Here is a 22,553-nt window from a genome sequence, read left to right on the forward strand (position 1 = left end):
CTGGGCGACGCCGGCGCGCCCGCTGGATAGCCTGTGCCCGTGAGCTACGGCATCCACCCCGAACCGGCCGCGGTGATCGCGCACCTGAGCGACACCCACCTGCTGGCCGGCGGCGCGCTGCTGGGCGGCCTCGTCGACACCGAGGCGCACCTGCGGCAGACCGCCGAGCGACTGCGGGTCGCCGCGGCCGACGCGCACGCGATCGTCGTCTCCGGCGACGTCGCCGACCTCGGCGAGCCCGAGGCGTACGCGCTCGCGCGCGAGATCCTCGAGCCCGTCGCCGACGCGCTGGGCGCGCCCATCGTCTGGACGGCCGGCAACCACGACGAGCGCACCGCGATGCGCGCGGCGCTCGGCATGCGGGGAGCGCCGCGCGACCCGATCGACTCGGTGACCGAGGTGGCGGGGCTGCGCATCGTCGCGCTCGACACGAGCCTGCCCGGCTGGCACCACGGCGGCTTCGACGAGGGGCAGGCGGAGTGGCTCGCCGCCGCGCTCGGCGATCCGCCCGCGCTCGGCTCGGTGCTCGTGATGCACCACCCGTCGCTGCCGTACCGCAGCAGGCTCATGCGGCTGCTCGAGTTCCGCGACGAGCTGCGGCTCACCGAGGTGCTCGACGGCGCCGACGTGCGCGCGATCCTCTCGGGCCACCTGCACGTCGACGGCTCCGGCACCTTCGCCGAGATCCCCGTCGTCCTCGCCGGCGCCACGAGCTACGCCGACGACCTCGCCGGCCCGCCGCCCGCGATGCACGGCATCGACGCCGCCCAGTCCTTCAACCTCGTCGAGGTCTACACCGACGCGATCGCCCACTCGGTCGTCCCGGCGCTCCCGCACCCGAGCCGCGAGACGATCCCGGCGCACCTCGCCGAGCAGGTCCATGCGCTCGACCCCGCCGAGCGGATGGAGCGGTTCAGCAGGAAGCCGGACTGAGTGCGCCTCGACGACGCGATCGACGGCTACCTCGCGCACCTCGAGCGCGAGCGGGGCTACTCCCCGAACACCGTCCGCGGCTACCGCGGCGACCTCCGCAGCCTCGCCGAGCACTGCGCCGCAGCCGGCATCGACGACGCCGCGGCGCTCGACATCGAGGCGCTCCGCGACTGGCTCTACGCGAGCACCGAGGCCGGCATGGGCAAGGCCTCGATCGCGCGGCGCAGTGCCGCCGCGCGCGGCCTCAGCCGCTGGGTCGCGGCGCACGGCGGGCAGGACGTCGCAGGCCGCCTGCGCACGCCGAAGCGCGACCAGCACCTGCCCCGGGTGCTCTCGCGACAGGCGATGGACGGCGTGCTCTCGAGCCTCGCCGCCGCTGCCGCCGAGGGCGATCCCGTCGCGCTCCGCGACCTCGCCGTCGTCGAGCTGCTCTACGCGAGCGCGCTGCGCGTGAGCGAGCTCGTCGGGCTCGACGTCGACGACGTCGACCTCGAGCGGCTCACCGTGCGCGTGACGGGCAAGGGCGCCAAGGAGCGGGTCGTGCCGTTCGGGCGGCCCGCGCTCGACGCGGTGCTCGACTGGATGCGCGTCGGCCGCGACCGGCTCGCCGACCCGGCCAAGCCGCATCCGGCCCTCTTCCTCGGCGCGCGCGGCGGCCGCCTCGGCCAGCGCCGCGTGCACGAGCTCGTCACGGGACTGCTCGAGGCGGTACCCGGCTCCGGCCCGCACGGGCCGCACACCCTCCGCCACACCGCCGCGACGCACCTGCTCGACGGCGGCGCCGACCTCCGCGCGGTGCAGGAGCTGCTCGGGCACGCGAGCCTCGGGACGACGCAGATCTACACGCACGTGTCGCTCGAGCGGCTCGCCGACGCCTACCGCACCGCCCACCCGCGGGCCTGATCGCTCCGCCCGCGGGCCGGCCGGCCGACCGCTTGGCCGCGCGCATCGGCAGCAGCACCGGCCGCTCGACGCCCAGCAGCGGCAGCGGGTCGACGTAGGCGCCGTGCAGCCGCGCACCGAGGTGCAGCCGCGCCCCGCCCGCCGCGTGGCCGGGCAGCAGCACGCCGATCCGCTGGCCGCGCTCGACGGCGTCGCCCGCAGCAACGGAGGGCTCGACGGGCTCGAAGCTCGACACGAGCCCGTTGGCGTGCTCGATCGACACGACGGGGCGGCCGGCGACCGGACCCGCGAAGCGGACGACGCCGTCGTCGGGCGCGAGCACCGCCGAGCCGGCCGGCGCGGCGATGTCGATGCCGCGGTGGCCCGGCCCGTAGGCGCTCGCCGGCGCGTCGAAGGCGCGCACGACCTCGTGCGGCTCGACCGGCCACGCCCACGGCGCGAGCGCCGCGGCGACGAGGAGGGCGAGGATGCGCATGCCGGCATGGTGCCGAGGATCGTCCGCCGCGCGTGCGGGGGAGCGGTCGCGCGGTGGAGAACCGCCCACGCGTGATGCGTCCGCCGAGCATGTAGCATGGGAGGGCATCGCGTGTGCGATGACTTCGCGTGCCCGTCACGACGACACCTCCTCCCGGTCCAGCAGCTCGAGCCCCGTGCCCGCGCCGCTGGCGGCGGTGCGTCAGGGCGCCAGGGGCTCGACCGACCGGTCGGGCCGGCAACCAGAACAGAAGAAGGAGGCGGCCATGGCCGTCGTCACGACTCGCCAGCTGCTCGACAGCGGCGTCCACTTCGGGCACCAGACCCGTCGCTGGAACCCCAAGATGAAGCGCTTCATCTTCACGGAGCGCTCCGGCATCTACATCATCGACCTGCAGCAGTCGCTCGCCTACATCGACAAGGCGTACGACTTCGTCAAGGAGACCGTCTCGCACGGCGGCACCGTGCTGTTCGTCGGCACGAAGAAGCAGGCGCAGGAGTCGATCGCCGAGCAGGCGACGCGCGTGGGCCAGCCCTACGTCAACCAGCGCTGGCTCGGTGGCCTCCTCACCAACTTCAACACGGTCTCGAAGCGCCTGAGCCGCATGAAGGAGCTCGAGGAGCTCGACTTCGAGGACACCACGCAGGGCTACACCAAGAAGGAGCTGCTGCTCAAGAAGCGCGAGCTCCTGAAGTTGCAGAAGTCGCTCGGCGGCATCCGCAACCTGCAGCGCACGCCCTCCGCGCTGTGGATCGTCGACACCAACAAGGAGCACCTCGCAGTCGACGAGGCGAAGAAGCTCGGCATCCCGATCATCGCGATCCTCGACACGAACTGCGACCCGGACGACGTGCAGTACCCGATCCCGGGCAACGACGACGCGATCCGCTCCGTCGCGCTGCTGACGAAGATCGTGGCCGACGCGGCCGCCGAGGGCCTCATGCAGCGCCACGGCGGCGGCGCCGACGCCGAGGCCGAGCCGATGGCCGAGTGGGAGCGCGAGCTGCTCGCCGAGCAGACGCCCGAGCAGGCCGCCCCCGCCGCTGAGGAGCCCGCCGCCGAGCAGACCCCCGCCGAGGAGCCCGCCGCAGAGCAGGCTCCCGCCGAGGAGCCCGCCGCCGAGGCACCGGCAGCCGACGAGGCCGCCGCTCCCGCCGAGACCACCGAGGACGCCGCCGCGTCCGAGTCGAAGTAAGGACCAGCGCATGGCAAACATCAGCATCGCCGACCTCAAGATGCTGCGCGAGCAGCTCGGCACCGGCATGAGCGACACCAAGGCGGCACTCGAGGAGGCCGGCGGCGACGTCGACAAGGCCACCGAGATCCTGCGCCTGAAGGGCGCCAAGGGCAACGCGAAGCGCGCCGACCGCTCCACGAGCGAGGGCCTCGTCGCCGTCGCCGAGGGCGAGGGCGCCGTCACGATGATCGCGCTCGGCTGCGAGACGGACTTCGTCGCGAAGAACGAGAAGTTCATCGCGCTCGCCGACCGCGTCGTCGCCGCCGTCGCCGCGTCGGGCGCCGCCGACCTGGCCGCCGCGCTCGGTGCGCCGGCCGAGTCGGGCACCGTGCAGTCGATCATCGAGGAGCAGGCCGCGACCATCGGCGAGAAGATCGAGCTCACCAAGGTGGCCCGCCTCGAGGGCGCCGAGCACGCGGTCTACCTGCACCGCACGTCGAAGGACCTGCCCCCGCAGGTCGGCGTCGTGGTCGCCTACACGGGCGACGACGCCGAGACCGCCCGCGCGGTCGCGCAGCACATCGCCATGTTCGACCCCACCTACGTCTCCCGCGACGAGGTGCCGGCCGAGCAGGTCGAGAAGGAGCGCGAGCTCGTCTCGGAGATCGCGCGCGGCGAGGGCAAGCCCGAGGGCGCCCTGCCGAAGATCATCGAGGGCCGCCTCACCGGCTTCTTCAAGCAGATCGTCCTGCTCGACCAGGACTACGCACGCGACAGCAAGCAGACCGTCGCCAAGGTGCTCGAGGCCGCAGGCCTCGCCGTCACCGGCTTCGCCCGCTTCAAGGTCGGCGCGTAGCCACGACGCGCACGACGGAGGGCCGGGGGAGACCCCGGCCCTCCGTCGCGTCCCGGCCGGTGCGCGACAGGATAGGCTTCTGCACGGCCCGCGCTCGGGTCGTGATCCCCCAGGAGGAGCCCATGCCAGCACAGCCGCGCCGCAGAGTCCTCCTGAAGCTGTCGGGCGAGGCGTTCGGCGGCGGCGCGCTCGGCGTGAACCCCGACGTGGTCTCCTCCATTGCCAAGCAGATCGCCGAGGCGGCCGAGACGGTCGAGATCGCGATCGTCGTCGGCGGCGGCAACTTCTTCCGCGGCGCAGAGCTCAGCCAGCGCGGCATGGAGCGCGGCCGCGCCGACTACATGGGCATGCTCGGCACGGTCATGAACGCGCTCGCGCTGCAGGACTTCCTCGAGCAGGCGGGCGCCGAGACGCGCGTGCAGTCGGCCATCCAGATGACGCAGGTGGCCGAGCCGTACATCCCGCGCCGCGCCGAGCGCCACCTCGAGAAGGGCCGGGTCGTGATCTTCGGCGCCGGTGCCGGCCTGCCGTACTTCTCGACCGACACGGTCGCAGCGCAGCGCGCGCTCGAGATCGACGCCGACCAGGTGCTGGTCGCGAAGAACGGCGTCGACGGCGTCTACTCCGCCGACCCCAAGCACGACCCCACCGCCACCCGCTTCGACGAGATCACCTACCAGGACGCGCTCGTCAGCGGCCTCAAGGTCGTCGACTCGACGGCCTTCAGCCTGTGCATGGACAACCGGATGCCCATGCGGGTGTTCGGGATGGACGGCGAGCGAGCGCTCACCAAGGCCATCCTCGGCGAACCGGTCGGCACGCTCGTGCGCGCCTGACCGGCGCCCGCCCATAGAATCGACAGCGACGGAAGGAACCCTGTGATCAGCGACGTTCTGGCTTCGGCCAAGGAGAAGATGGCCCAGTCGATCGAGGTCGCGAAGGACGACTTCCAGACGGTGAGCGCGGGTCGCGCGAACCCGGCGCTGTTCCAGCGCGTGAACGTCGACTACTACGGCTCGCCGACGCCGCTGCAGCAGCTCGCGTCGTTCCAGCAGCCCGAGGCGCGCGTGCTCATCATCACGCCGTTCGACAAGGGCGCGCTCAAGGACATCGAGCGCGCGATCGTGAACGCGCCGCACCTCGGCGTCACGCCGTCGAACGACGGCAGCATCATCCGCATCACGATGCCGGAGCTCACCGAGGAGCGCCGCCGCGACTACGTGAAGATCGTCAAGGACAAGGCCGAGCAGGCCCGCGTCGCGATCCGCAACGTGCGCCGCCAGGCGATGACCGACCTCGACAAGCTCTCGGGCGAGGTCGGCGACGACGAGATCGCGCGCGCCGAGAAGGAGCTCGAGCTCGCGACGAAGCAGGCCGTCGACGGCATCGACGAGGCGGCGAAGAAGAAGGAGTCCGAGCTCCTCGAGGTCTGACCGAGGAGTCGGGAGGCGACGCGTGCGACGCGAGCATCGGAGCGCCGCCGAGATCGAGGCCCAGATCCAGGCGCAGATCCACGCGGCGAGGGACCAGATCGAGGCGACCCGCGCGCGGGTGAACAAGCGCACCGGTCGCGACCTCGCGGCAGCGGTCGCCATCGGTGTCGTGCTGGGCGCCGTGCTGCTCGCGAGCCTGCTGTGGGTGAAGACGCTCTTCATGCTCTTCGCGACCGTCATGGTCGGGTTCGCGCTGTACGAGCTCGCGAGCGCGCTCCGCTTCGCGGGGCGCGACGTGCCGCGCATCCCGCTCGTGCTCCTCGGCAGCGCGATCGTGCCGATCACCTGGTACTTCGGCGCTGCGGGCCTGTGGTGGTCGACGCTCGGCGCGATCGGCATCGTGGCCGTCGTGCGCCTGGTGGAGCTCGCGTCGCCGACGACGCGCACGGGCCGCGGCGCGGTGTTCGCCGACATCACCGGCGGGGCGCTCTGCATCGGCTACGTCGCGGTGCTCGGCGCCTTCGCCGCGCTGCTGACGTCGCAGGAGGGCGGCCAGTGGTGGACCCTCGCGATGATCATCATGACGACGGTCATCGACACGGGGGCCCTCGCGGCCGGCGTCTGGCTCGGCAAGCACAAGCTCGCGCCGCGCATCAGCCCCGGCAAGACCTGGGAGGGCCTGCTCGGCGGGGCGGTGCTCGCGACCGCCGCGGGCATCGCGCTGTCGGTGTGGATGCTGCAGCAGGAGTGGTGGTTCGGCTTCATCCTCGCGGCGCTGCTCGTCGCGACCGCCACGGTCGGCGACCTCGCGGAGTCGATCATCAAGCGCGACCTCGGCATCAAGGACATCGGCTCGTTCCTGCCCGGGCACGGCGGCTTCCTCGATCGCGTCGACTCCATCCTGCCGAGCGCCGTCGTGATGATGGCGCTGTTCCAGGTGGTGCACGCGTGACGCACGGCCGCGCGCTGGCATCATGGATGCGATGAGCACGTTCCCGAGAGCCCGGAGGTCCCAGCCCGGCTACGACATCGAGCAGGTCGAGGACTTCCTCGAGGATGCTCGGCGCGCGTACGCGACCGACGCCCGGGCCGCGACCGCGATCGACTCGGCCACGATCCGCCGCACGAGCTTCCCGATGCAGAAGGGCGGCTACTCGCCCGCGCACGTCGACGCAGCGCTCGAGCGTCTCGAGGAGGCGTTCGCCCGCCGCGAGCACGAGCGCGGCGTGCTCGAGCACGGCGAGGAGGCCTGGTACGCCCGGGTGCGGGAGCGCGCGCAGGAGACGCTCGAGCAGCTGCGCCGCCCTGAGGGGGAGCGCTTCCGCCGCGTCAGCCGCATCTCGCGCGGCTACCGCGTCACCGACGTCGACCGCTTCGCGCAGCGCATCGCCGAGTACCTCTCGGACGGCCCCGAGATGACCGCGCGCGAGGTGCGCACGGCCCAGTTCGACGCCCAGTTCGGCGGCTACGACGAGGACGAGGTCGACCACCTGCTCGACACCGTCGTGAGCCTGATGCTGGCGGTGCGCTGACCGCCCGAGCCTGGGCGTCGTTACCGTTCCGTGATACGGTCGGTCCTCGTGTTCACCCGATCCTCCTCCGCCGGCGCGCGCTCGACGCGCACCCGCGGCGTGCTGTCGGGCCTGTCGCTGCTGGCCGCCGCGGGCTTCGTGCTCGTCTCGGTCGCCGCCGACCCGACGCAGCAGGTGATGGCCGAGCCGGCCTCCCTGCCGAGCGAGAACCGGCCCGGGCAGGACCTGGGCGAGATCACCGGGGAGCAGGCGTCGCTCGTGCGCGACGAGATCGTCGTGCACACGCCGACGCCGACGCCCACCCCCACACCGGAGCCCGAGCCCGCAGCCGCTGCCGAGGCATCCTCCTCCGGCCAGCAGGCCGCATCCATCAGCATCCCCGCCGTCGCCGCGCCCAACCCGGGCAGCGCGCAGGAGATCGCGCGGCAGATGGTGCTCAGCCGCGGCTGGGGCGAGGGGCAGTACTCGTGCCTCTACAGCCTGTGGCAGCGCGAGTCCAACTGGAACGTGTACGCGCAGAACAGCTCGAGCGGCGCCTACGGCATCCCGCAGGCGCTCCCGGGCTCGAAGATGGCGACGCACGGCGGCGACTGGCAGACCAACCCGGTGACGCAGATCAGCTGGGGCCTCGACTACATCGCGGGCCGCTACGGCACCCCGTGCGGTGCCTGGGGCCATTCCGAGCAGGTCGGCTGGTACTGATGCCCTCGCGGCGGCCGAGTCGCCGCGCGCAGCCGTACGTGCCGCTCGACGTCGACCGCCTGATGCAGGGCGCCGCCCGCGTCGAGCGACGCGCGGGCGCCGAGTGGCACGTGCAGCCGATGGCACCGCGGAGCGCCGTCAAGGACTACGTGTGCCCCGGATGCGGCGGCACGGTCGTGCAGGGCACGGCGCACGTGGTCGTGTGGCGGGCCGACTCGATCTTCGGCGACCGCGCGATCGAGGATCGCCGCCACTGGCACACCGGCTGCTGGCGAGCCGCCTAGCAGCCCGGGGCTCGCGTCAGCGCAGGTCCTGCCTCGGGATGACGACCTCCTTGAGGATCAGCTGGATCGCCGCGGCGACCGGGATCGCGACGAGCGCGCCCAGGATGCCGAGCAGCGTGCCGCCGATGAGCGCCGAGAGCACGACGACCACGCCGGGCACCTTGACCGCGCGGTTCATGATCTGCGGGCTGATCACGTAGGCCTCGAGCTGCATGTAGATCAGGTACCAGATCGCCACCGGCAGCGCCGTCTCGGGGCCGTCGAGCAGCAGCACGAGCAGCGAGATGATGACCGACGCCGAGATGGTGCCGACGAGCGGGATCGTCGAGGCGATGAGCGCGAGGAACGCGTAGACGCCGGCGAGCTCGGAGCCCACGATCGACAGCACGATGAACGAGAGGATGCCGTTCAGCACGCCGAGCGCGCCCTGGCCGAGCACGAAGCGCCCGACCGACTTCATGATCTGCTCGGCGATCTCGATGAACTTCGGCCGCGACGAGGCGGGCACGAGCCGGTACATGCCCGACTTGAGCGAGGGCAGCGAGCCGGTGAAGTAGAGCATCAGCACGACCACGATCAGCAACCCGCCGAGCGCGAAGAGCACCTGCACGGCGCCGCCGACGATGCCGGCCGCGATGTCGGCCACCCACGGCGGGAGGCTCGACCAGGTGTCGAAGTCGCTGAGCGCGCCGCCGAGCTGCTCGAGCGAGCCGTCGACGTCGAACTGCGGGAAGGTCTCGCGCACCCAGTCGAGCACGCTCTCGAACGCGCCGCCCTCGATCTCGGCGACGATCGACTGCACGAGCACCGCGAACTGCGCCACGATCGTCGGCACGATCAGCCACGTGGCGCCGGTGAGGCCTGCGACGATGACGAGGAAGATGAGCAGCACCGCGGCCCAGCGCGGCACCTTGCGGCGGATGAGGAACTGGATGACCGGCTCGACGCCGAGCGCGAGGAAGATGCCCGCGAACGCCCACACGAGCACGGTGCTGATCTGCTGCACCGAGGCGCCGATGGCGATGGCGAGCAGCACGCCCAGGCCGCCCACGAGTCCCAGCAGGAAGCCGTTCCGAATCTTCACACTGCGGATCCTATGGCGGCGCCGAGGAGGCGGCCGCCAGGCGCGCGGCCGCGGGGGCTTGGCACAGCGGCCCCTGTCTCGGTACCCTGGAGGCTTGCCCGCTCATGGTCGTCCCCTCCGGGCGGCGTGCCGGATCCCTCGGCGAGCGTGAAAGGACCTCTGACCCGTGCGATACATCCTCGCGGCCGTGAGCCTCGTGCTCTCGCTCGTGCTGCTCGGACTCGCGATCGGCCAGCGCACCGTCTGGGCCCCGCCGGACACGATCGTCTCCCAGCTCGAGGAGTCCCCGGACTCGCAGCTGCTGCTCATCTCGGGCGAGACGATGAACGCGCACGACGGCCGCCAGACGGTGACCATCACGGCGGATGGCCCGATCAACGCCGTGGTCGGACGCGATCACGACGTGCTCGGCTGGGTCGGCGACGCGGCCCACTCCGTCGCGAGCATCGACGACACGCAGACGATGGTGCTCGAGGAGCAGGCCGGGAACGAGGAGCCGCTGCCGGAGCTCGCGGGCGGCGACCTCTGGATCGAGGAGCACCTCGGCGAGGGCGAGGTGCGGATCCCGATCGACCTGCCGGTCGGCTACTCGCTGCTCATCGCCGGCGAGCCCGGCCAGGCCGCGCCGGCTGATGTGCGGGTGGAGTGGCCGTTCGACGCGAAGACGCCGCTGTTCGGGCCGCTGCTCACCGCGGGGCTCGTGCTGCTCGCGCTCGCGCTGCTGCTGTTCCTGCTGGCGCTGCGCCGCCACCGCCGCAGCCGCGGGCCGCAGCGCCGCTCGCACCGCGAGCTCTCGCGCGCCGAGCGCCGGGCGCTGCGCCGCGAGGCGCGCGAGGGGCTGCCGCGGCCGCAGGGCGCCGTCGCCGCGGGCGAGGCGCGCCCCGCGCTCGAGCCGGCTGACGCCGAGGGCTCGGATGCCTCGCCGGCGGACGTCTCGGACGGCACGCCCGTCGACGGCACCGACGGCAGCGCGCCCGCCTCGACCGACGAGGGCACCGCATCCGCCCCCGACGACGCCGAGCGGGACCGCGGCCGTGCCGAGCGCGCCGTCGCCGCGCCGCGCCGTCGCCGCCTGGGCCTCGTCGCACTGCCCGTGATCGCCGTGGTCGGGCTCACGGGCTGCGGCCCCCAGTACTGGCCGAGCGCCGAGCCGGCGGCGACGAGCGACGCGGCGCCGCAGCCGACGAGCCTCGAGGAGACGCTGCCCCCGGTCGCGCTCACCGAGTCGCAGTTCACGCGCGTGCTCGAGTCGACCCGCGAGGCGGTGGCCGAGGCCGACGAGGCGCTCGACATCGAGCGAGCCGCCGATCGCCTGGCGGGCCCTGCGCTCGACGCGCGCCGCACGAACTACGAGGTGCGCTCGCAGAACGGCGAGCTCCCGGCGCTCCAGGGCATCCCCGACGGCGACGTCGAGCTGCTGCTGCCGCAGCAGACCGAGGTCTGGCCGCGCACGGTGATGGCCGTCGTGGGCTGGGAGGACGGCGCGCAGGCGCAGTCGACCCTCGTCTTCCAGCAGACCGACGCGCGCGCCGACTACCGCCTCGTCTACCAGATGACGCTCGCCTCGGGCGTGCAGCTGCCGGCGGTGGCGAGCCCGACCATCGGAGCCGCGAGCCTGCCGGGCGACACGCCGCTGCTGCTGCACCGTCCCGACGAGATCACCTCGGGCTACGCGAGCGTGCTGCTGCGCGGCGACGAGTCGGAGTACGCCTCCTGGTTCCAGGAGGAGGGCGACGCGCTGCGCGAGGCCGTCGGCCGCGCCGCGAAGGACGAGCTCGTGCAGCGCCCGGAGTTCGAGCTGTCGCTGCTCGAGTGGGGCGCCTCCGACGACGAGCAGGCGCCGCTCATGCTCGTCACGAACGAGGGCGGTGCGCTGCTCGCGACCTCCTTCACCGAGACGCAGCGCGCGACGCCGCGCGAGGAGGGCGTCGAGATCGAGGCCCGTGACGGCGCGGGCATCCTCGCCGGGGTCGAGCAGTCCGACACCGGCATCGAGACGACGTATCAGATCCAGGTGCTCTTCGCCGTGCCTCCAGCCGGCGCTCCGGAGGGCACGCAGATCCAGGTGGTGGGTTACAGCCAGTCGCTCCTGGACGCGAGGGAGGTCGGCTGATGAGCCAGGAGCACGTGCCCGCATCACTCGGGGGAGCCGTCGACCTGTCGGCGCTCGCCGCCCGGCACCAGCAGGCGGCATCGCCGCAGCCCGAGGCCGCGCCCGCCGCGCAGTCGCAGGGCGCCGCGACCGGCGTCGTCATCGACATCACCGACGCCGACTTCGGCGCCGTCGTCGAGCTCTCCGAGCGGGTGCCGGTCATCATCGACATCTGGGCGGAGTGGTGCGGGCCGTGCAAGCAGCTCTCGCCCGTGCTCGAGCGCCTCGTCGAGGCGCAGCGCGGCCGGCTCGTGCTCGCGAAGGTGGACGCCGACCGCAACCCGCAGCTCGTGCAGGCGTTCAACGCGCAGTCCATCCCGACGGTCGCCGCGGTGATCGGCGGGCGCCCCGCGCCGCTCTTCACCGGCGCGCTGCCCGAGGAGCAGGTGCGCGACGTGCTCGAGCAGGTGCTCGCGTTCGCCGAGCAGCAGGGCATCACCGGCAGCGTGCCCGTCGGCGACGGCGAGCCCGCGGCGGAGCCGGAGCCCGAGCCCGTGCCGCCGCTGCACCAGGAGGCGTTCGACGCCATCGAGCAGGGCGACTACGAGACCGCGATCGCCGCGTTCGAGAAGGCGATCGCGCAGAGCCCCCGCGACGCGGAGGCGATCGCCGGGCTCGCGCAGGTGCGGCTGCTGGCGCGCCTGCAGGGCCGCACGGCCGATGAGATCCGCGCGGCCGCGGCCGAGCGGCCGGGCGACCCGGAGGCGCAGATGCTCGCCGCCGACCTCGACCTCTCGGGCGGGCACGTCGAGGACGCCTTCCTGCGCCTGCTCGACCTCATCGGCAGCCTGACCGGCGACGCGAAGCAGGACGTGCGGCTGCGCCTGCTCGACCACTTCGAGATCGTCGGCCTCGACGACCCGCGCGTGCACGCGGCGCGCCGTCGCCTCACGACGCTCCTGTACTGACCCGCAGCACCTGACGCGCGAAGGGCGCCTCCCCTGGGAGGCGCCCTTCGCGCGTCAGACCTCAGCGCCTCTGCGCCTCAGGCGGCCGGCGTCGCCTTCGGGCGCAGCAGCAGGCCGGCGAGCGGCGGGATCGTGACCGTCGCGGACGCGGGGCGGCCGCCCCACGGCTCCTCGAGCGCGCGGACGGCGCCGAGGTTGCCGACGCCGGAGCCGCCGAACTCGACCGCGTCGGAGTTCACCACCTCCTCCCACTCGCCCGCGAACGGCAGCCCCATCCGGTAGCCCTCGATGGGCCGCCCGGAGAAGTTGACGATCGCGGCGAGCGGGTCGCCGTTCGCGCCCCAGCGGAGGAACGCGATGACGTTGTCGGAGGAGTTGCCGCCGTCGATCCACTCGAAGCCGCCGGGCTCGTTGTCGCGCAGCCACAGCGCCTCGGTCTCGCGGTACACGCGGTTCAGCTGCGACACGAGCGCCATGAGCCCGCGGTGCACGGGCTGGTCGAGGATCCACCAGTCGAGCCCGCGCGCCTCGCTCCACTCGCTCGGCTGCCCGAACTCCTGGCCCATGAACAGCAGCTGCTTGCCCGGGTGCGCCCACATGAAGGTCAGGTACGCGCGCACCGAGGCGAGCTTCTGCCACTGGTCGCCCGGCATCTTGCCGAGCAGCGAGCCCTTGCCGTGCACGACCTCGTCGTGGCTGATCGGCAGCACGAACTGCTCGCTGAACGCGTAGAGGAACGAGAACGTGATCTCGCCGTGGTGGTGCGAGCGGTACATCGGGTCGACCGCCATGTACTGGAGCGTGTCGTGCATCCAGCCCATGTTCCACTTCATGCCGAAGCCGAGGCCGTCGGCGCTCGTGGGCTTCGTGACGCCGGGCCACGAGGTCGACTCCTCGGCGATCATGACGATGCCGGGGCAGCGGCGGTAGACGGTCGCGTTGACCTCCTGCAGCAGCGCGATGGCCTCGAGGTGCTCGCGTCCGCCGTGCACGTTCGGCAGCCACTCGCCGTCCTTGCGGGAGTAGTCGAGGTAGAGCATCGAGGCGACCGCGTCGACGCGCAGGCCGTCGATGTGGAACTCCTCCATCCAGTACACGGCGTTCGCGACCAGGAAGTTCTTCACCTCCGGGCGGCCGAAGTCGAACACGTGCGTGCCCCAGTCGGGCTGGTCGCCGCGCCGCGGGTCGGGGTGCTCGTAGAGCGCGCGGCCGTCGAAGCGGGCGAGTGCCCACTCGTCCTTCGGGAAGTGCCCGGGCACCCAGTCGACGAGCACGCCGTAGCCGGCGCGGTGCAGCCGGTCGATGAGGTAGCGCAGGTCGTCGGGGTGGCCGAAGCGGCTCGTCGGCGCGAAGTAGCCGGTCACCTGGTAGCCCCACGAGCCGCCGAACGGATGCTCGGCGAGCGGCATGAACTCGACGTGCGTGAAGCCCGTCTCCTCCAGGTGCTCGATGAGCGCATCCGCCATCTCGCGGTAGCCGAGGCCCGGCCGCCACGAGCCGAAGTGCAGCTCGTAGATCGACATGGGGGAGTTGTGCACGTCGCGCGCGGCACGGGAGCGCATCCACTCGTCGTCGCTCCACGCGAAGCGGCTGCGGCCGACCTTCGAGGCCGTGGCGGGCGGCACCTCGGTGTAGCGCGCCATCGGGTCGGCGCGCGTCACCCAGCCGTGGTCGGTGAGGATCTCGTACTTGTAGGCGCTGTGCTCGAGGTCGCCGGGCACGAAGAGCTCCCAGACGCCGCTCGCGCCCATGGTGCGCATCGCGTGCGCGCGGCCCGACCAGTCGTTGAAGTCGCCGATGACGCGCACCGCGCGGGCGTTGGGCGCCCAGACCGCGAACGAGGCGCCCGCGACGCCCTCATGCTCGCGCAGCCGCGAGCCGAGCACCTGCCAGGCCTGCTCGTGCCGGCCCTCGCGCCAGAGGTGCAGGTCGAGCTCGCCGAGCGTGGGCGTGAAGCGGTACGGGTCCTCGTCCTCCCAGCTGCCGCCGTCGCCGTAGGTCGTGCGCAGGCGGTAGGGGCGGATGGGCCCGGGCACCACGGCCTCCCACACGCCGGCGCCGAGGTGCTCCATGGGCGTCGTCGCCTCGCCGACGACCGCGACCGCGTCGGCCAGGTGCCGGACGGCGCGCACGACGTGCGACGCATCCGCGCCGTCCGCCGGATGCGCACCGAGCAGGTCGTGCGGCGCGGGGTGCTCGCCCGCGGCGAGGCGGTGGAGGGTGGCGTCGTCGAGCATCATGCCCCCGATCGTCGCACGTGGATCACGTGCACCGGCTCGACGAACGCGTCGAGCCGCACGAAGCTGTGGTCGCTCCAGGTCCACGTCTGGCCGGTGATGAGGTCGTGCGCCTCGAACGACTCGCCGTGCCGCAGGCCCAGCTTCGTCAGGTCGAGGTGCACGGTCGTCTCGCGCGCCGAGTGCGGGTCGACGTTCGCGACGACGATGATCGTGTCGTCCTCGCCCGACTCGGTGAAGCGGCCCTCGACGTGCTTCGAGTAGACGAGGATCGCGTCGTCGTCGGACCAGTGCACGTCGAGCGCCCACAGCTGCCGGATCGCGGGATGCTCGCGGCGGATCTCGTTGAGGCGGGCGATGTAGGGCGCGATGGTCGTGCCGTTGCGCGCCGCCTGCTCCCAGTCGCGCGGCCGGTACTCGTACTTCTCGTTGTCGATCGCCTCCTCGGCGCCGGGGCGCGCGACGTCCTCGATGAGCTCGTAGCCGGCGTACATGCCCCACGTGGGCACCGCGGTGGCGGCGATCGCCGCGCGCAGCTTGAAGGCGGGCACGCCGCCGAACTGCAGGAACTCGGTGAGGATGTCGGGCGTGTTCACCCAGAACGCGGGCTTGAACCACGCCGCCTGCGGGCCGGTGACCTCGCGCAGGTACTCCTCGAGCTCTGCCTTCGTGTTGCGCCACGCGAAGTACGTGTACGACTGCTGGAAGCCGACCTTGCCGAGCGCCTGCATCATCGCCGGGCGCGTGAAGGCCTCGGCGAGGAAGACGACGTCGGGGTGCTTGGCGTTCACGTCGCGGATGAGCCGCTCCCAGAACCACAGCGGCTTCGTGTGCGGGTTGTCGACCCGGAAGATCTGCACGCCGCATCCGACCCACAGGTCGATGATGCGCAGCACCTCGTCGAGGATGCCCTGGGGATCGTTGTCGAAGTTGACCGGGTAGATGTCCTGGTACTTCTTCGGCGGGTTCTCGGCGAAGGCGATCGTGCCGTCGGGGAGGGTCGTGAACCACTCGGGGTGCTCGGTGACCCACGGGTGGTCGGGGGCCGCCTGGAGGGCGAGGTCCATCGCGACCTCGAGCCCCGCATCCGCCGCCCGGCGCACGAACTCGCGGAAGTCGTCGATCGTGCCGAGGTCGGGGTGGATGGTGTCGTGGCCGCCCGCCTTCGAGCCGATCGCCCACGGGCTGCCCGGGTCGCCCGGCTGCGGCGTGAGCGTGTTGTTGGGGCCCTTGCGGTTGACCTCGCCGATGGGGTGCACCGGCGGCAGGTAGAGCACGTCGAAGCCCATCTCGGCGACGCCCGGCAGCCGCTCGGCGGCGGTCGCGAACGTGCCGGAGCGCCAGCCGCCGTCCTCGAGCCGCACGGCGCCCTCGGAGCGCGGGAAGAACTCGTACCAGGCGCCGACGGCGGCGCGGGTGCGCTCGACGCGGAGCTTGAGGGTCTCGGATGCGGTGACGAGCGAGCGGGGACGGTGCCGGTCGACCGCGGCGAGCACGTCGGGGTCGTTGACCGACGCCCAGCGGGCGAGCGGCGGCACCGCGGTGTCGGCCATCGCGGCGGCCGCGCGGCTGAGCAGCAGCGCGTCGGGCCCCTTCGCGGCGCCCGCGGCGCGCGCGAGCAGCTGCGAGCCCATGGTCGCCATGAGCTCGACGTCGATGCCGGCGGCGATCTTGATCTCGGCGTTGTGGTGCCACGTGGCCCACTCGTCGGCCCACGCCTCGACGTGCCAGCGCCACAGGCCCTGCTCGTCGACCTGCGCGAGCGCGCGGTGCCGGTCGAGGCCGTCGTGCAGCGGCTCCATCGGCACGCGGCGCCTCGCGCCCGAGGGGGCGCGGAGCACGAGCGTCACGCCGATGCGGTCGTGCCCCTCGCGGAACGCCACCGCCTCGAACGGCACGACGTCGCCGACCACCGCCTTCGCGGGGAATCGGTTGCCGGGCTGCTGCGGGGCAAGGTCGAGCACCGGGATCCGGCCGGACAGGACATCCATCTGCTTCACCACGCGACCAACCTACCCAGGCGCGCCTGCGAGGGGGGAGGGCCGCGCCACTAGGCTCTGTGCTCGTGAGAGCGATCCGCAAGTTCACCGTCCGCACGTCCCTGCCCGAGCGCCTGCGCCGGCTCGAGACGCTCGCCTCCAACCTGCGCTGGTCGTGGCACGAGCCGACGCGCGAGCTGTTCCGCGAGATCTCGCTCGACGGCTGGCGCGAGACCGGCCACGACCCCGTGCAGCTGCTGGGCTGGGTGGGCACCGAGCGCCTCGCGCAGCTCGCCGCCGACGACGACTTCGTCGCGCGCGTCGACGCGCTCGCCGACGACCTCGACGACTACCTGTCGCAGGCGCGGTGGTACCAGTCGCTCGAGGACGCGCCCGAGTCGATCGCGTACTTCTCGCCCGAGTTCGGCATCACGAGCGCGCTGCCGCAGTACTCCGGCGGCCTCGGCATCCTCGCGGGCGACCATCTGAAGGCGGCGAGCGACCTGGGCGTGCCCATCGTCGGCGTCGGCCTCTTCTACCAGGCGGGCTACTTCAAGCAGGCGATCTCGCGCGAGGGCTGGCAGGAGGAGTCCTACCCGGTGCTCGACCCCGACGGGCTGCCGCTCACGATCCTCCGCCGCGCCGACGGCACGCACGCGACCGTGTCGCTCGCGCTGCCCGGCGGCCGCACGCTCCATGCGCGCATCTGGCAGGCCACGATCGGCCGCGTGCCGCTGCTGCTGCTCGACACGAACATCCACGAGAACGACGACGAGCTGCGCGGCGTCGCCGCCCGCCTCTACGGCGGCGGCGGCGAGCACCGCCTGCGCCAGGAGCTGCTGCTCGGCATCGGCGGCGTGCGCGCGCTCGGCGTCTTCTCCGAGCTCACCGGGGCGCCCGCGCCCGCGGTGTTCCACTCCAACGAGGGCCACGCCGGCTTCCTCGGCATCGAGCGGATGTCGCAGCTCATCGGCCGCGGCCTGTCGTTCGACGAGGCGCTGCAGGTGGTGCGGGCCGGCACCGTCTTCACGACGCACACGCCCGTGCCGGCCGGCATCGACCGCTTCGACATCGAGCTCGTGCGCCGCCACCTCACCGGCGAGCTCGTGCCCGGCGTCGACGTCGAGCGGGTGCTGCAGCTCGGCCGCGAGGAGGATCCGGGCATCTTCAACATGGCGCAGCTCGGCTTCTCGATCGCGCAGCGCGCGAACGGCGTCTCGAAGCTGCACGGCGCCGTCTCGCGCAGCATGTTCCAGTCGCGCTGGCCCGGCTTCGACACCGTCGAGGTGCCGATCACGTCGGTCACGAACGGCGTCCACGCGCCGACCTGGACGTCGCCCGTGCTCAAGCACCTCGCCGAGCGCGAGCTCGGCACGCTCGACACGACGCGCTGCGACTGGGCCTCGGACGCGGTCTCGGACGAGACGATCTGGCGCGCCCGCACCGAGATGCGCGCGCACCTCATCGAGGACGCGCGCTTGCGCACGCGCCGCAAGCACGAGCGCAACGAGGGCGTGGCGCCGGCGTGGATCGACGACATGCTCGACCCCGAGGCCCTCACGATCGGCTTCGCCCGCCGCGTGCCGACCTACAAGCGGCTCACGCTCATGCTCCACGACCGCGACCGCCTGCGCGCGATCCTCACGAACGCCGAGCGTCCCGTGCAGCTCGTGATCGCCGGCAAGTCGCACCCGGCCGACGAGGCCGGCAAGGCGCTCATCCAGGAGCTCGTGCGCTTCTCGCAGGAGCCCGACGTGCGCGGCCGCATCGTGTTCCTCGAGAACTACGACATCTCGATGGCGAAGTCGCTCTACCCGGGCTGCGACGTGTGGCTCAACAACCCGCTGCGCCCGCTCGAGGCGTGCGGCACGAGCGGCATGAAGGCGGCGCTCAACGGCTCGCTCAACCTGTCGATCCTCGACGGCTGGTGGGAGGAGTACTTCGACGGCCACAACGGCTGGGCGATCCCCTCGGCCCACGAGCAGATGGATGCCGCGGCGCGCGACGCGTTCGAGGCGAACGCGCTCTACGAGCTCATCGAGCACCAGGTGGCGCCGCGCTTCTACGACCGCGACGAGCGGGGCCTCCCGACCGCGTGGATCGCGTCGATCCGCCACACGCTCGCGACGCTGAGCCCCGGCCTGTCGGCCGAGCGCATGCTCGGCGAGTACGTGACGCGGCTCTACGCGCCCGCCGCCGCCGCATCGGCCGCGGCGCTCGCGGACGACGCGGCGCCCGCCCGCGCCTTCGCGGCGTGGACGCGGCGGATGCGCGACGCGTTCGGTGCGATCGAGGTGCGGCACGTGGAGGTCGACGGCGTCGACACGCCGCCGATCGTGGGCGACGAGGTGCGCGTGCGCGCCTTCGTGCACCTCGGCTCGCTGACGCCCGAGGACGTCACGGTCGAGGTGATCGCGGGCTCGATCACGGAGGAGGGCGACCTGCGCCGCACCCGTCGCTTCGCGCTCGAGCCCGCCGAGGTCGAGGGCGGCGTGCACCGCTTCGAGTCGGCGATCCCGCTCGCGCTCGCCGGCACGTTCGGCTACACCGTGCGCGTCGTGCCGCGCCACCCGATGCTCGCGTCCGTCGCCGAGCTCGGCCTCGTCGAGTACGCGCGGGGCTGAGTCAGGCCGGGTCGGCGGCCGGCGGCGACGGCGGGGTGCGCAGGCGCACCACGGTCGCCTCCGGCTCGCCTGCGGTCGGCGTGCCGGCGACGGCGTAGACGCGCATGCTCATCGCGGCCATCGGCACTCGGTCGCCGGGGGCGACGAGCTCGTCGCCCTGGTGGTCGGCCGCCGAGTCCCACAGCAGCCGGTACTCGGTCGCGCCGTCGGCCTCCGGCGTCGTGACCTCGACGTCGCGCGGGGAGCCGTGGAAGATGACGAGCACGCGCGAGTAGGGCTCCTCGACGGGCGTCGACTCGGCGAGCATCTGCATCGTGCGGTCGTGCGAGTGGTCCCAGTCGTCGATCGTCATGCGCAGCCCCGCGGCGTTGAACCAGTCGAGGCGCGAGGAGCCGGCGACGCGCTGATCGGTCTGGCCGTACTCGAGGGGGCGGAGCGCCGGGTGCTCGCGCCGCAGCTGCAGGAGCCGCCGCGTCTGCGCGTGGAACGCGTCCTGCCAGTCCTTCCGGTCCCACCGCATCCACGTCAGCGCCGAGTCCTGGCAGTAGGCGTTGTTGTTGCCGCGCTGGGTGCGGCCGAACTCGTCGCCCATCGTGAGCATCGGCACGCCGGCCGAGACGAGCAGCGTGCCGAGCAGGTTGCGCATCGACCGGCGGCGGTCGAGCTGGATCGCGACGTCCTCGGTGCGGCCCTCGACGCCGTGGTTGTAGGAGCGGTTCTCGTCGGCGCCGTCGCGGTTCTCCTCGCCGTTGCCCTCGTTGTGCTTGCGGTCGTAGCGGGTGAGGTCGGTGAGCGTGAAGCCGTCGTGGGCGGTGATGAGGTTGACGCTCTCGAGCGGCCCGCGCCCGCTCGCGAAGAGTCCCTCCGAGCCCGAGACGGCGTGCGCGAGCGGGCCGACCCCGGTCGCGCCCTGCCCGCCGTGGCGGAACGAGCGGTAGTCGCTGAGCCAGAACTGCCGCACCGTGTCGCGGTAGCGGTCGTTCCACTCGCTGAAGCCGTCGGGGAAGCGGCCGGTCTGCCAGCCGTCGGGGCCCACGTCCCACGGCTCGGCGATCATCGTCGCGTCGGCGAGCCCGGGGTCGGTGAGGATGCGCCGCAGCAGCGGGTGCTGCGGGTCGAAGGCGCCGTCGGCGCCGCGGCCGAGCACCGGGGCGAGGTCGAAGCGGAAGCCGTCGATCTGCATGTCCTGGTGCCAGTAGCGCAGCGAGTCGATGACGAGCTGCTGCGCGGCCGGCACCGAGAAGTCGACGGTGTTCCCGCAGCCGGTCCAGTCGACGAGCCCGCCGTCGTCGGCGACGCGGTAGTAGGAGGCGTTGTCGATGAGCCGCAGGCTCGAGGGCGGCCCGCCCATGCCCTCCTCGGAGGTGTGGTTGTAGACGACGTCGAGGTAGACCTGGAGCCCCGCCTCGTGCAGCAGCCGCACCATGCCCTTGAACTCGCGCAGCACGCCGCCGGTGCCGTCGAACTGCGCGCGCCGCGACGCGTAGGCGCCGTGGGGCGCGAAGAAGCTGAGCGTGTTGTAGCCCCAGTAGTTGACGCGGCCCTGCTGCAGGAGCCGCTGCTCGGAGACGAACAGGTGGATCGGCAGCAGCTGCACCGTCGTCACGCCGAGGTCCTGCAGGTAGGCGATCGTCGACGGATGCGCGAGGCCGGCGTAGGTGCCGCGCAGCTCGGCGGGCAGGTGGGGGCTGAGCTTCGTGAGCCCCTTCACGTGCGCCTCGTAGATCACCTGCTGCGACAGCGGCACCGTCGGCCGCGCGACGCCGCCCCAGTCGAAGGCGGGGTCGATGACCGTCGCGCGGTGCTGGCCGTGCGGGGTGCGCACGATGCCGCGCGCATGCGGCGGCACCGCGTGGCGCTCGGGGTCGAAGGCGTGGCCCGGCCCGCTCGGCCCGTGCACGCCGATCGCGAACGGCGTGCCGAGCTGCAGCAGCTCGGAGTCGATCGTGAAGTCGTCGCCGACCCGCTCCATCGGCACCGTGTGCAGCAGCCAGTCGGGGTCGTCGCGGTCGAAGACGCGCAGCTCCATCGCGGTCGCGTGCTGCGACCAGACGGTGAGCCGGTGCCCGGCTGCGGTGCGCTCGATGCCTCGCGCTCGGACTGGCTGATCCACGCGCTCTAGGGTAGGGGAGCATGCGCCTGTTCGATCACGCCGCGGCGACCAGCATGCGGCCTTCGGTGCAGCGGGCGCTCGCGGAGGCCGCGCCCCTGGCGAACCCGGCCTCGACCCATCGCGAGGGGCAGCGCGCGCGGGCGGTGCTCGAGGATGCGAGGGAGCGGCTCGCGGCGGTGCTCGGGGCGCACCCGACCGAGGTCGTCCTCACCTCCGGCGGCACCGAATCCATCAACCTCGCCCTCAAGGGCGCCTGGTGGGCGGCGCGCGACGCGGGCGAGCCCGGCGCGCTCGTGGTGCCGGTCGCCGAGCACCACGCGACGCTCGACGCCGTCGCGTGGCTCGAGCGGCAGGGGGCGCCGGTGCGCTGGGTGGGCGTCGACGCGCACGCGGTCACCGACGCCGAGGCGGTCGCGGCGGCGCTCGTCGACGGCGGCCGCGCGTCGGTCGCGACCATGCTCGTCGCGAGCAACGAGGTGGGCTCGCTGCAGCCGGTCGAGGCGGTCGCGGATGCGGCGGCGCGCGCGGGCGTGCCGCTGCACCTCGACGCCGTGGGCGCGCTGGGCCACGTGCCGCTGCGGTTCGCCGAGACGGGCGCGGCGCTCATGAGCGTCGCGAGCCACAAGATCGGTGGACCGCACGGCGTCGGCGCGCTCGTCGTGCGGCGCGACGCGCGCCTCGAGGCGCTGCACCACGGCGGCGGCCAGCAGCGCGGGCTGCGGTCGGGCACGCAGGACGCGCTCGGCGCGTCGCTCTTCGCGCTCGCCGCGGAGGAGGCGCTCGCCGAGCTCGACGCCGAGGCGGCGCGGCTGCGGGCGCTCACGGAGCGCATCCTGACGGCCGCGGCGGCGATCGAGGGCGTGCGCCTGCTCGTCGCCGAGCCGCGCCTGCCGCACATCGCGCACCTCGTGGTGGAGGGCGCCGAGGGCGAGGCGCTGCAGTTCCTGCTCGACGAGGCGGGCTTCGCGGTCTCCAACGGCTCGGCGTGCTCGGCGGGCGTCGCGCGCGAGTCGCACGTCGTGCGCGCGTGCGGGCTCACGGGCGTCGCGCCGCTGCGGCTCTCGCTCGGGCGCACGACGACCGAGGAGGACGTCGAGGCGCTGCTCGGGGCACTGCCGGCCGCGGTGGCGCGGGCGCGCGCGCTGCGCTGACCCTCGACGT

Annotated in this window: 18 protein-coding genes and 1 pseudogene; 14 read left to right on the top strand and 5 right to left on the bottom strand. The window is 73.0% G+C overall.

Annotation, left to right across the window (positions count from 1 at the left end; all coding sequences use genetic code 11):
• The first annotated feature begins 39 nt into the window (after nucleotides 1–39).
• Nucleotides 40–933, top strand: coding sequence for a metallophosphoesterase (locus FQ330_RS09035; protein ID WP_225792780.1), 894 nt, complete (start codon nucleotides 40–42; stop codon nucleotides 931–933).
• The gene (locus tag FQ330_RS09040) at nucleotides 934–1,836 is read left to right on the top strand and encodes a tyrosine recombinase XerC (RefSeq protein ID WP_146356889.1); all 903 of its coding nucleotides are present in this window, start codon (nucleotides 934–936) and stop codon (nucleotides 1,834–1,836) included.
• 145 nt (nucleotides 1,837–1,981) lie between these two features.
• Here the strand turns inward: FQ330_RS09040 and FQ330_RS09045 are convergent.
• Nucleotides 1,982–2,419 (bottom strand): annotated as a pseudogene (locus FQ330_RS09045) (peptidoglycan DD-metalloendopeptidase family protein); the annotation flags it as partial.
• Nucleotides 2,420–2,576: 157 nt separating this feature from the next.
• On the opposite strand from FQ330_RS09045, the gene rpsB reads away from it, so the two are divergent.
• From rpsB to FQ330_RS09085, 8 genes are all read left to right on the top strand, one after another.
• Nucleotides 2,577–3,506: a 30S ribosomal protein S2 gene (gene rpsB / locus FQ330_RS09050; protein ID WP_146356891.1), complete on the top strand. Its 930-nt coding sequence runs from the start codon at nucleotides 2,577–2,579 to the stop codon at nucleotides 3,504–3,506.
• A 10-nt stretch (nucleotides 3,507–3,516) separates the two neighbouring features.
• Nucleotides 3,517–4,344 (top strand): translation elongation factor Ts, encoded by an 828-nt coding sequence (gene tsf, locus FQ330_RS09055; protein WP_146356893.1) that lies wholly within the window; start codon nucleotides 3,517–3,519, stop codon nucleotides 4,342–4,344.
• Nucleotides 4,345–4,466: 122 nt separating this feature from the next.
• Nucleotides 4,467–5,180 (top strand): UMP kinase, encoded by a 714-nt coding sequence (gene pyrH, locus FQ330_RS09060; protein ID WP_128188707.1) that lies wholly within the window; start codon nucleotides 4,467–4,469, stop codon nucleotides 5,178–5,180.
• 42 nt (nucleotides 5,181–5,222) lie between these two features.
• Entirely contained in the window at nucleotides 5,223–5,777 is a 555-nt protein-coding gene (gene frr, locus FQ330_RS09065; protein WP_128188706.1) for a ribosome recycling factor, read from the top strand.
• 22 nt (nucleotides 5,778–5,799) lie between these two features.
• Nucleotides 5,800–6,729 (top strand): phosphatidate cytidylyltransferase, encoded by a 930-nt coding sequence (locus FQ330_RS09070; protein WP_225792781.1) that lies wholly within the window; start codon nucleotides 5,800–5,802, stop codon nucleotides 6,727–6,729.
• A gap of 31 nt (nucleotides 6,730–6,760) precedes the next feature.
• Complete coding sequence (locus FQ330_RS09075) at nucleotides 6,761–7,309, top strand: DivIVA domain-containing protein (RefSeq protein WP_128188705.1); 549 nt, start codon at nucleotides 6,761–6,763, stop codon at nucleotides 7,307–7,309.
• A 48-nt stretch (nucleotides 7,310–7,357) separates the two neighbouring features.
• Nucleotides 7,358–8,011: an aggregation-promoting factor C-terminal-like domain-containing protein gene (locus FQ330_RS09080; protein ID WP_225792782.1), complete on the top strand. Its 654-nt coding sequence runs from the start codon at nucleotides 7,358–7,360 to the stop codon at nucleotides 8,009–8,011.
• Nucleotides 8,011–8,295 (top strand): hypothetical protein, encoded by a 285-nt coding sequence (locus FQ330_RS09085; protein ID WP_128188703.1) that lies wholly within the window; start codon nucleotides 8,011–8,013, stop codon nucleotides 8,293–8,295. The genes FQ330_RS09080 and FQ330_RS09085 overlap by 1 nt, the downstream gene beginning before the upstream one ends.
• A 16-nt stretch (nucleotides 8,296–8,311) precedes the next feature.
• Here the strand turns inward: FQ330_RS09085 and FQ330_RS09090 are convergent, their stop codons facing one another.
• The gene (locus tag FQ330_RS09090; protein WP_146356897.1) at nucleotides 8,312–9,379 is read right to left on the bottom strand and encodes an AI-2E family transporter; all 1,068 of its coding nucleotides are present in this window, start codon (nucleotides 9,377–9,379) and stop codon (nucleotides 8,312–8,314) included.
• A 187-nt stretch (nucleotides 9,380–9,566) separates the two neighbouring features.
• Here FQ330_RS09090 and FQ330_RS09095 point away from each other — a divergent pair, with 187 nt between their 5' ends.
• Nucleotides 9,567–11,492, top strand: coding sequence for a hypothetical protein (locus tag FQ330_RS09095; RefSeq protein WP_146356899.1), 1,926 nt, complete (start codon nucleotides 9,567–9,569; stop codon nucleotides 11,490–11,492).
• Nucleotides 11,492–12,439 (top strand): tetratricopeptide repeat protein, encoded by a 948-nt coding sequence (locus tag FQ330_RS09100; RefSeq protein ID WP_146356901.1) that lies wholly within the window; start codon nucleotides 11,492–11,494, stop codon nucleotides 12,437–12,439. Before FQ330_RS09095 ends, FQ330_RS09100 begins: the two co-directional genes overlap by 1 nt.
• Before the next feature lie 77 nt (nucleotides 12,440–12,516).
• On the opposite strand, the gene glgB is transcribed toward FQ330_RS09100, so the two are convergent.
• Nucleotides 12,517–14,679: a 1,4-alpha-glucan branching protein GlgB gene (gene glgB, locus FQ330_RS09105; RefSeq protein WP_146356903.1), complete on the bottom strand. Its 2,163-nt coding sequence runs from the start codon at nucleotides 14,677–14,679 to the stop codon at nucleotides 12,517–12,519.
• Nucleotides 14,676–16,667: an alpha-1,4-glucan--maltose-1-phosphate maltosyltransferase gene (locus tag FQ330_RS09110; RefSeq protein WP_146356988.1), complete on the bottom strand. Its 1,992-nt coding sequence runs from the start codon at nucleotides 16,665–16,667 to the stop codon at nucleotides 14,676–14,678. The genes glgB and FQ330_RS09110 overlap by 4 nt, the downstream gene beginning before the upstream one ends.
• A gap of 74 nt (nucleotides 16,668–16,741) precedes the next feature.
• Between FQ330_RS09110 and glgP the strand changes: the two genes are divergently transcribed.
• Entirely contained in the window at nucleotides 16,742–19,279 is a 2,538-nt protein-coding gene (glgP, locus tag FQ330_RS09115; protein WP_146356905.1) for an alpha-glucan family phosphorylase, read from the top strand.
• A gap of 1 nt (nucleotide 19,280) precedes the next feature.
• On the opposite strand, the gene glgX is transcribed toward glgP, so the two are convergent.
• Nucleotides 19,281–21,392, bottom strand: coding sequence for a glycogen debranching protein GlgX (glgX, locus tag FQ330_RS09120; protein WP_225792783.1), 2,112 nt, complete (start codon nucleotides 21,390–21,392; stop codon nucleotides 19,281–19,283).
• A gap of 20 nt (nucleotides 21,393–21,412) precedes the next feature.
• Between glgX and FQ330_RS09125 the strand changes: the two genes are divergently transcribed.
• Complete coding sequence (locus FQ330_RS09125) at nucleotides 21,413–22,543, top strand: cysteine desulfurase family protein (RefSeq protein ID WP_146356907.1); 1,131 nt, start codon at nucleotides 21,413–21,415, stop codon at nucleotides 22,541–22,543.
• Nucleotides 22,544–22,553 lie beyond the last annotated feature (10 nt).

It is taken from the genome of Agrococcus sediminis (assembly GCF_007923295.1).
Lineage (GTDB): Bacteria > Actinomycetota > Actinomycetes > Actinomycetales > Microbacteriaceae > Agrococcus > Agrococcus sediminis.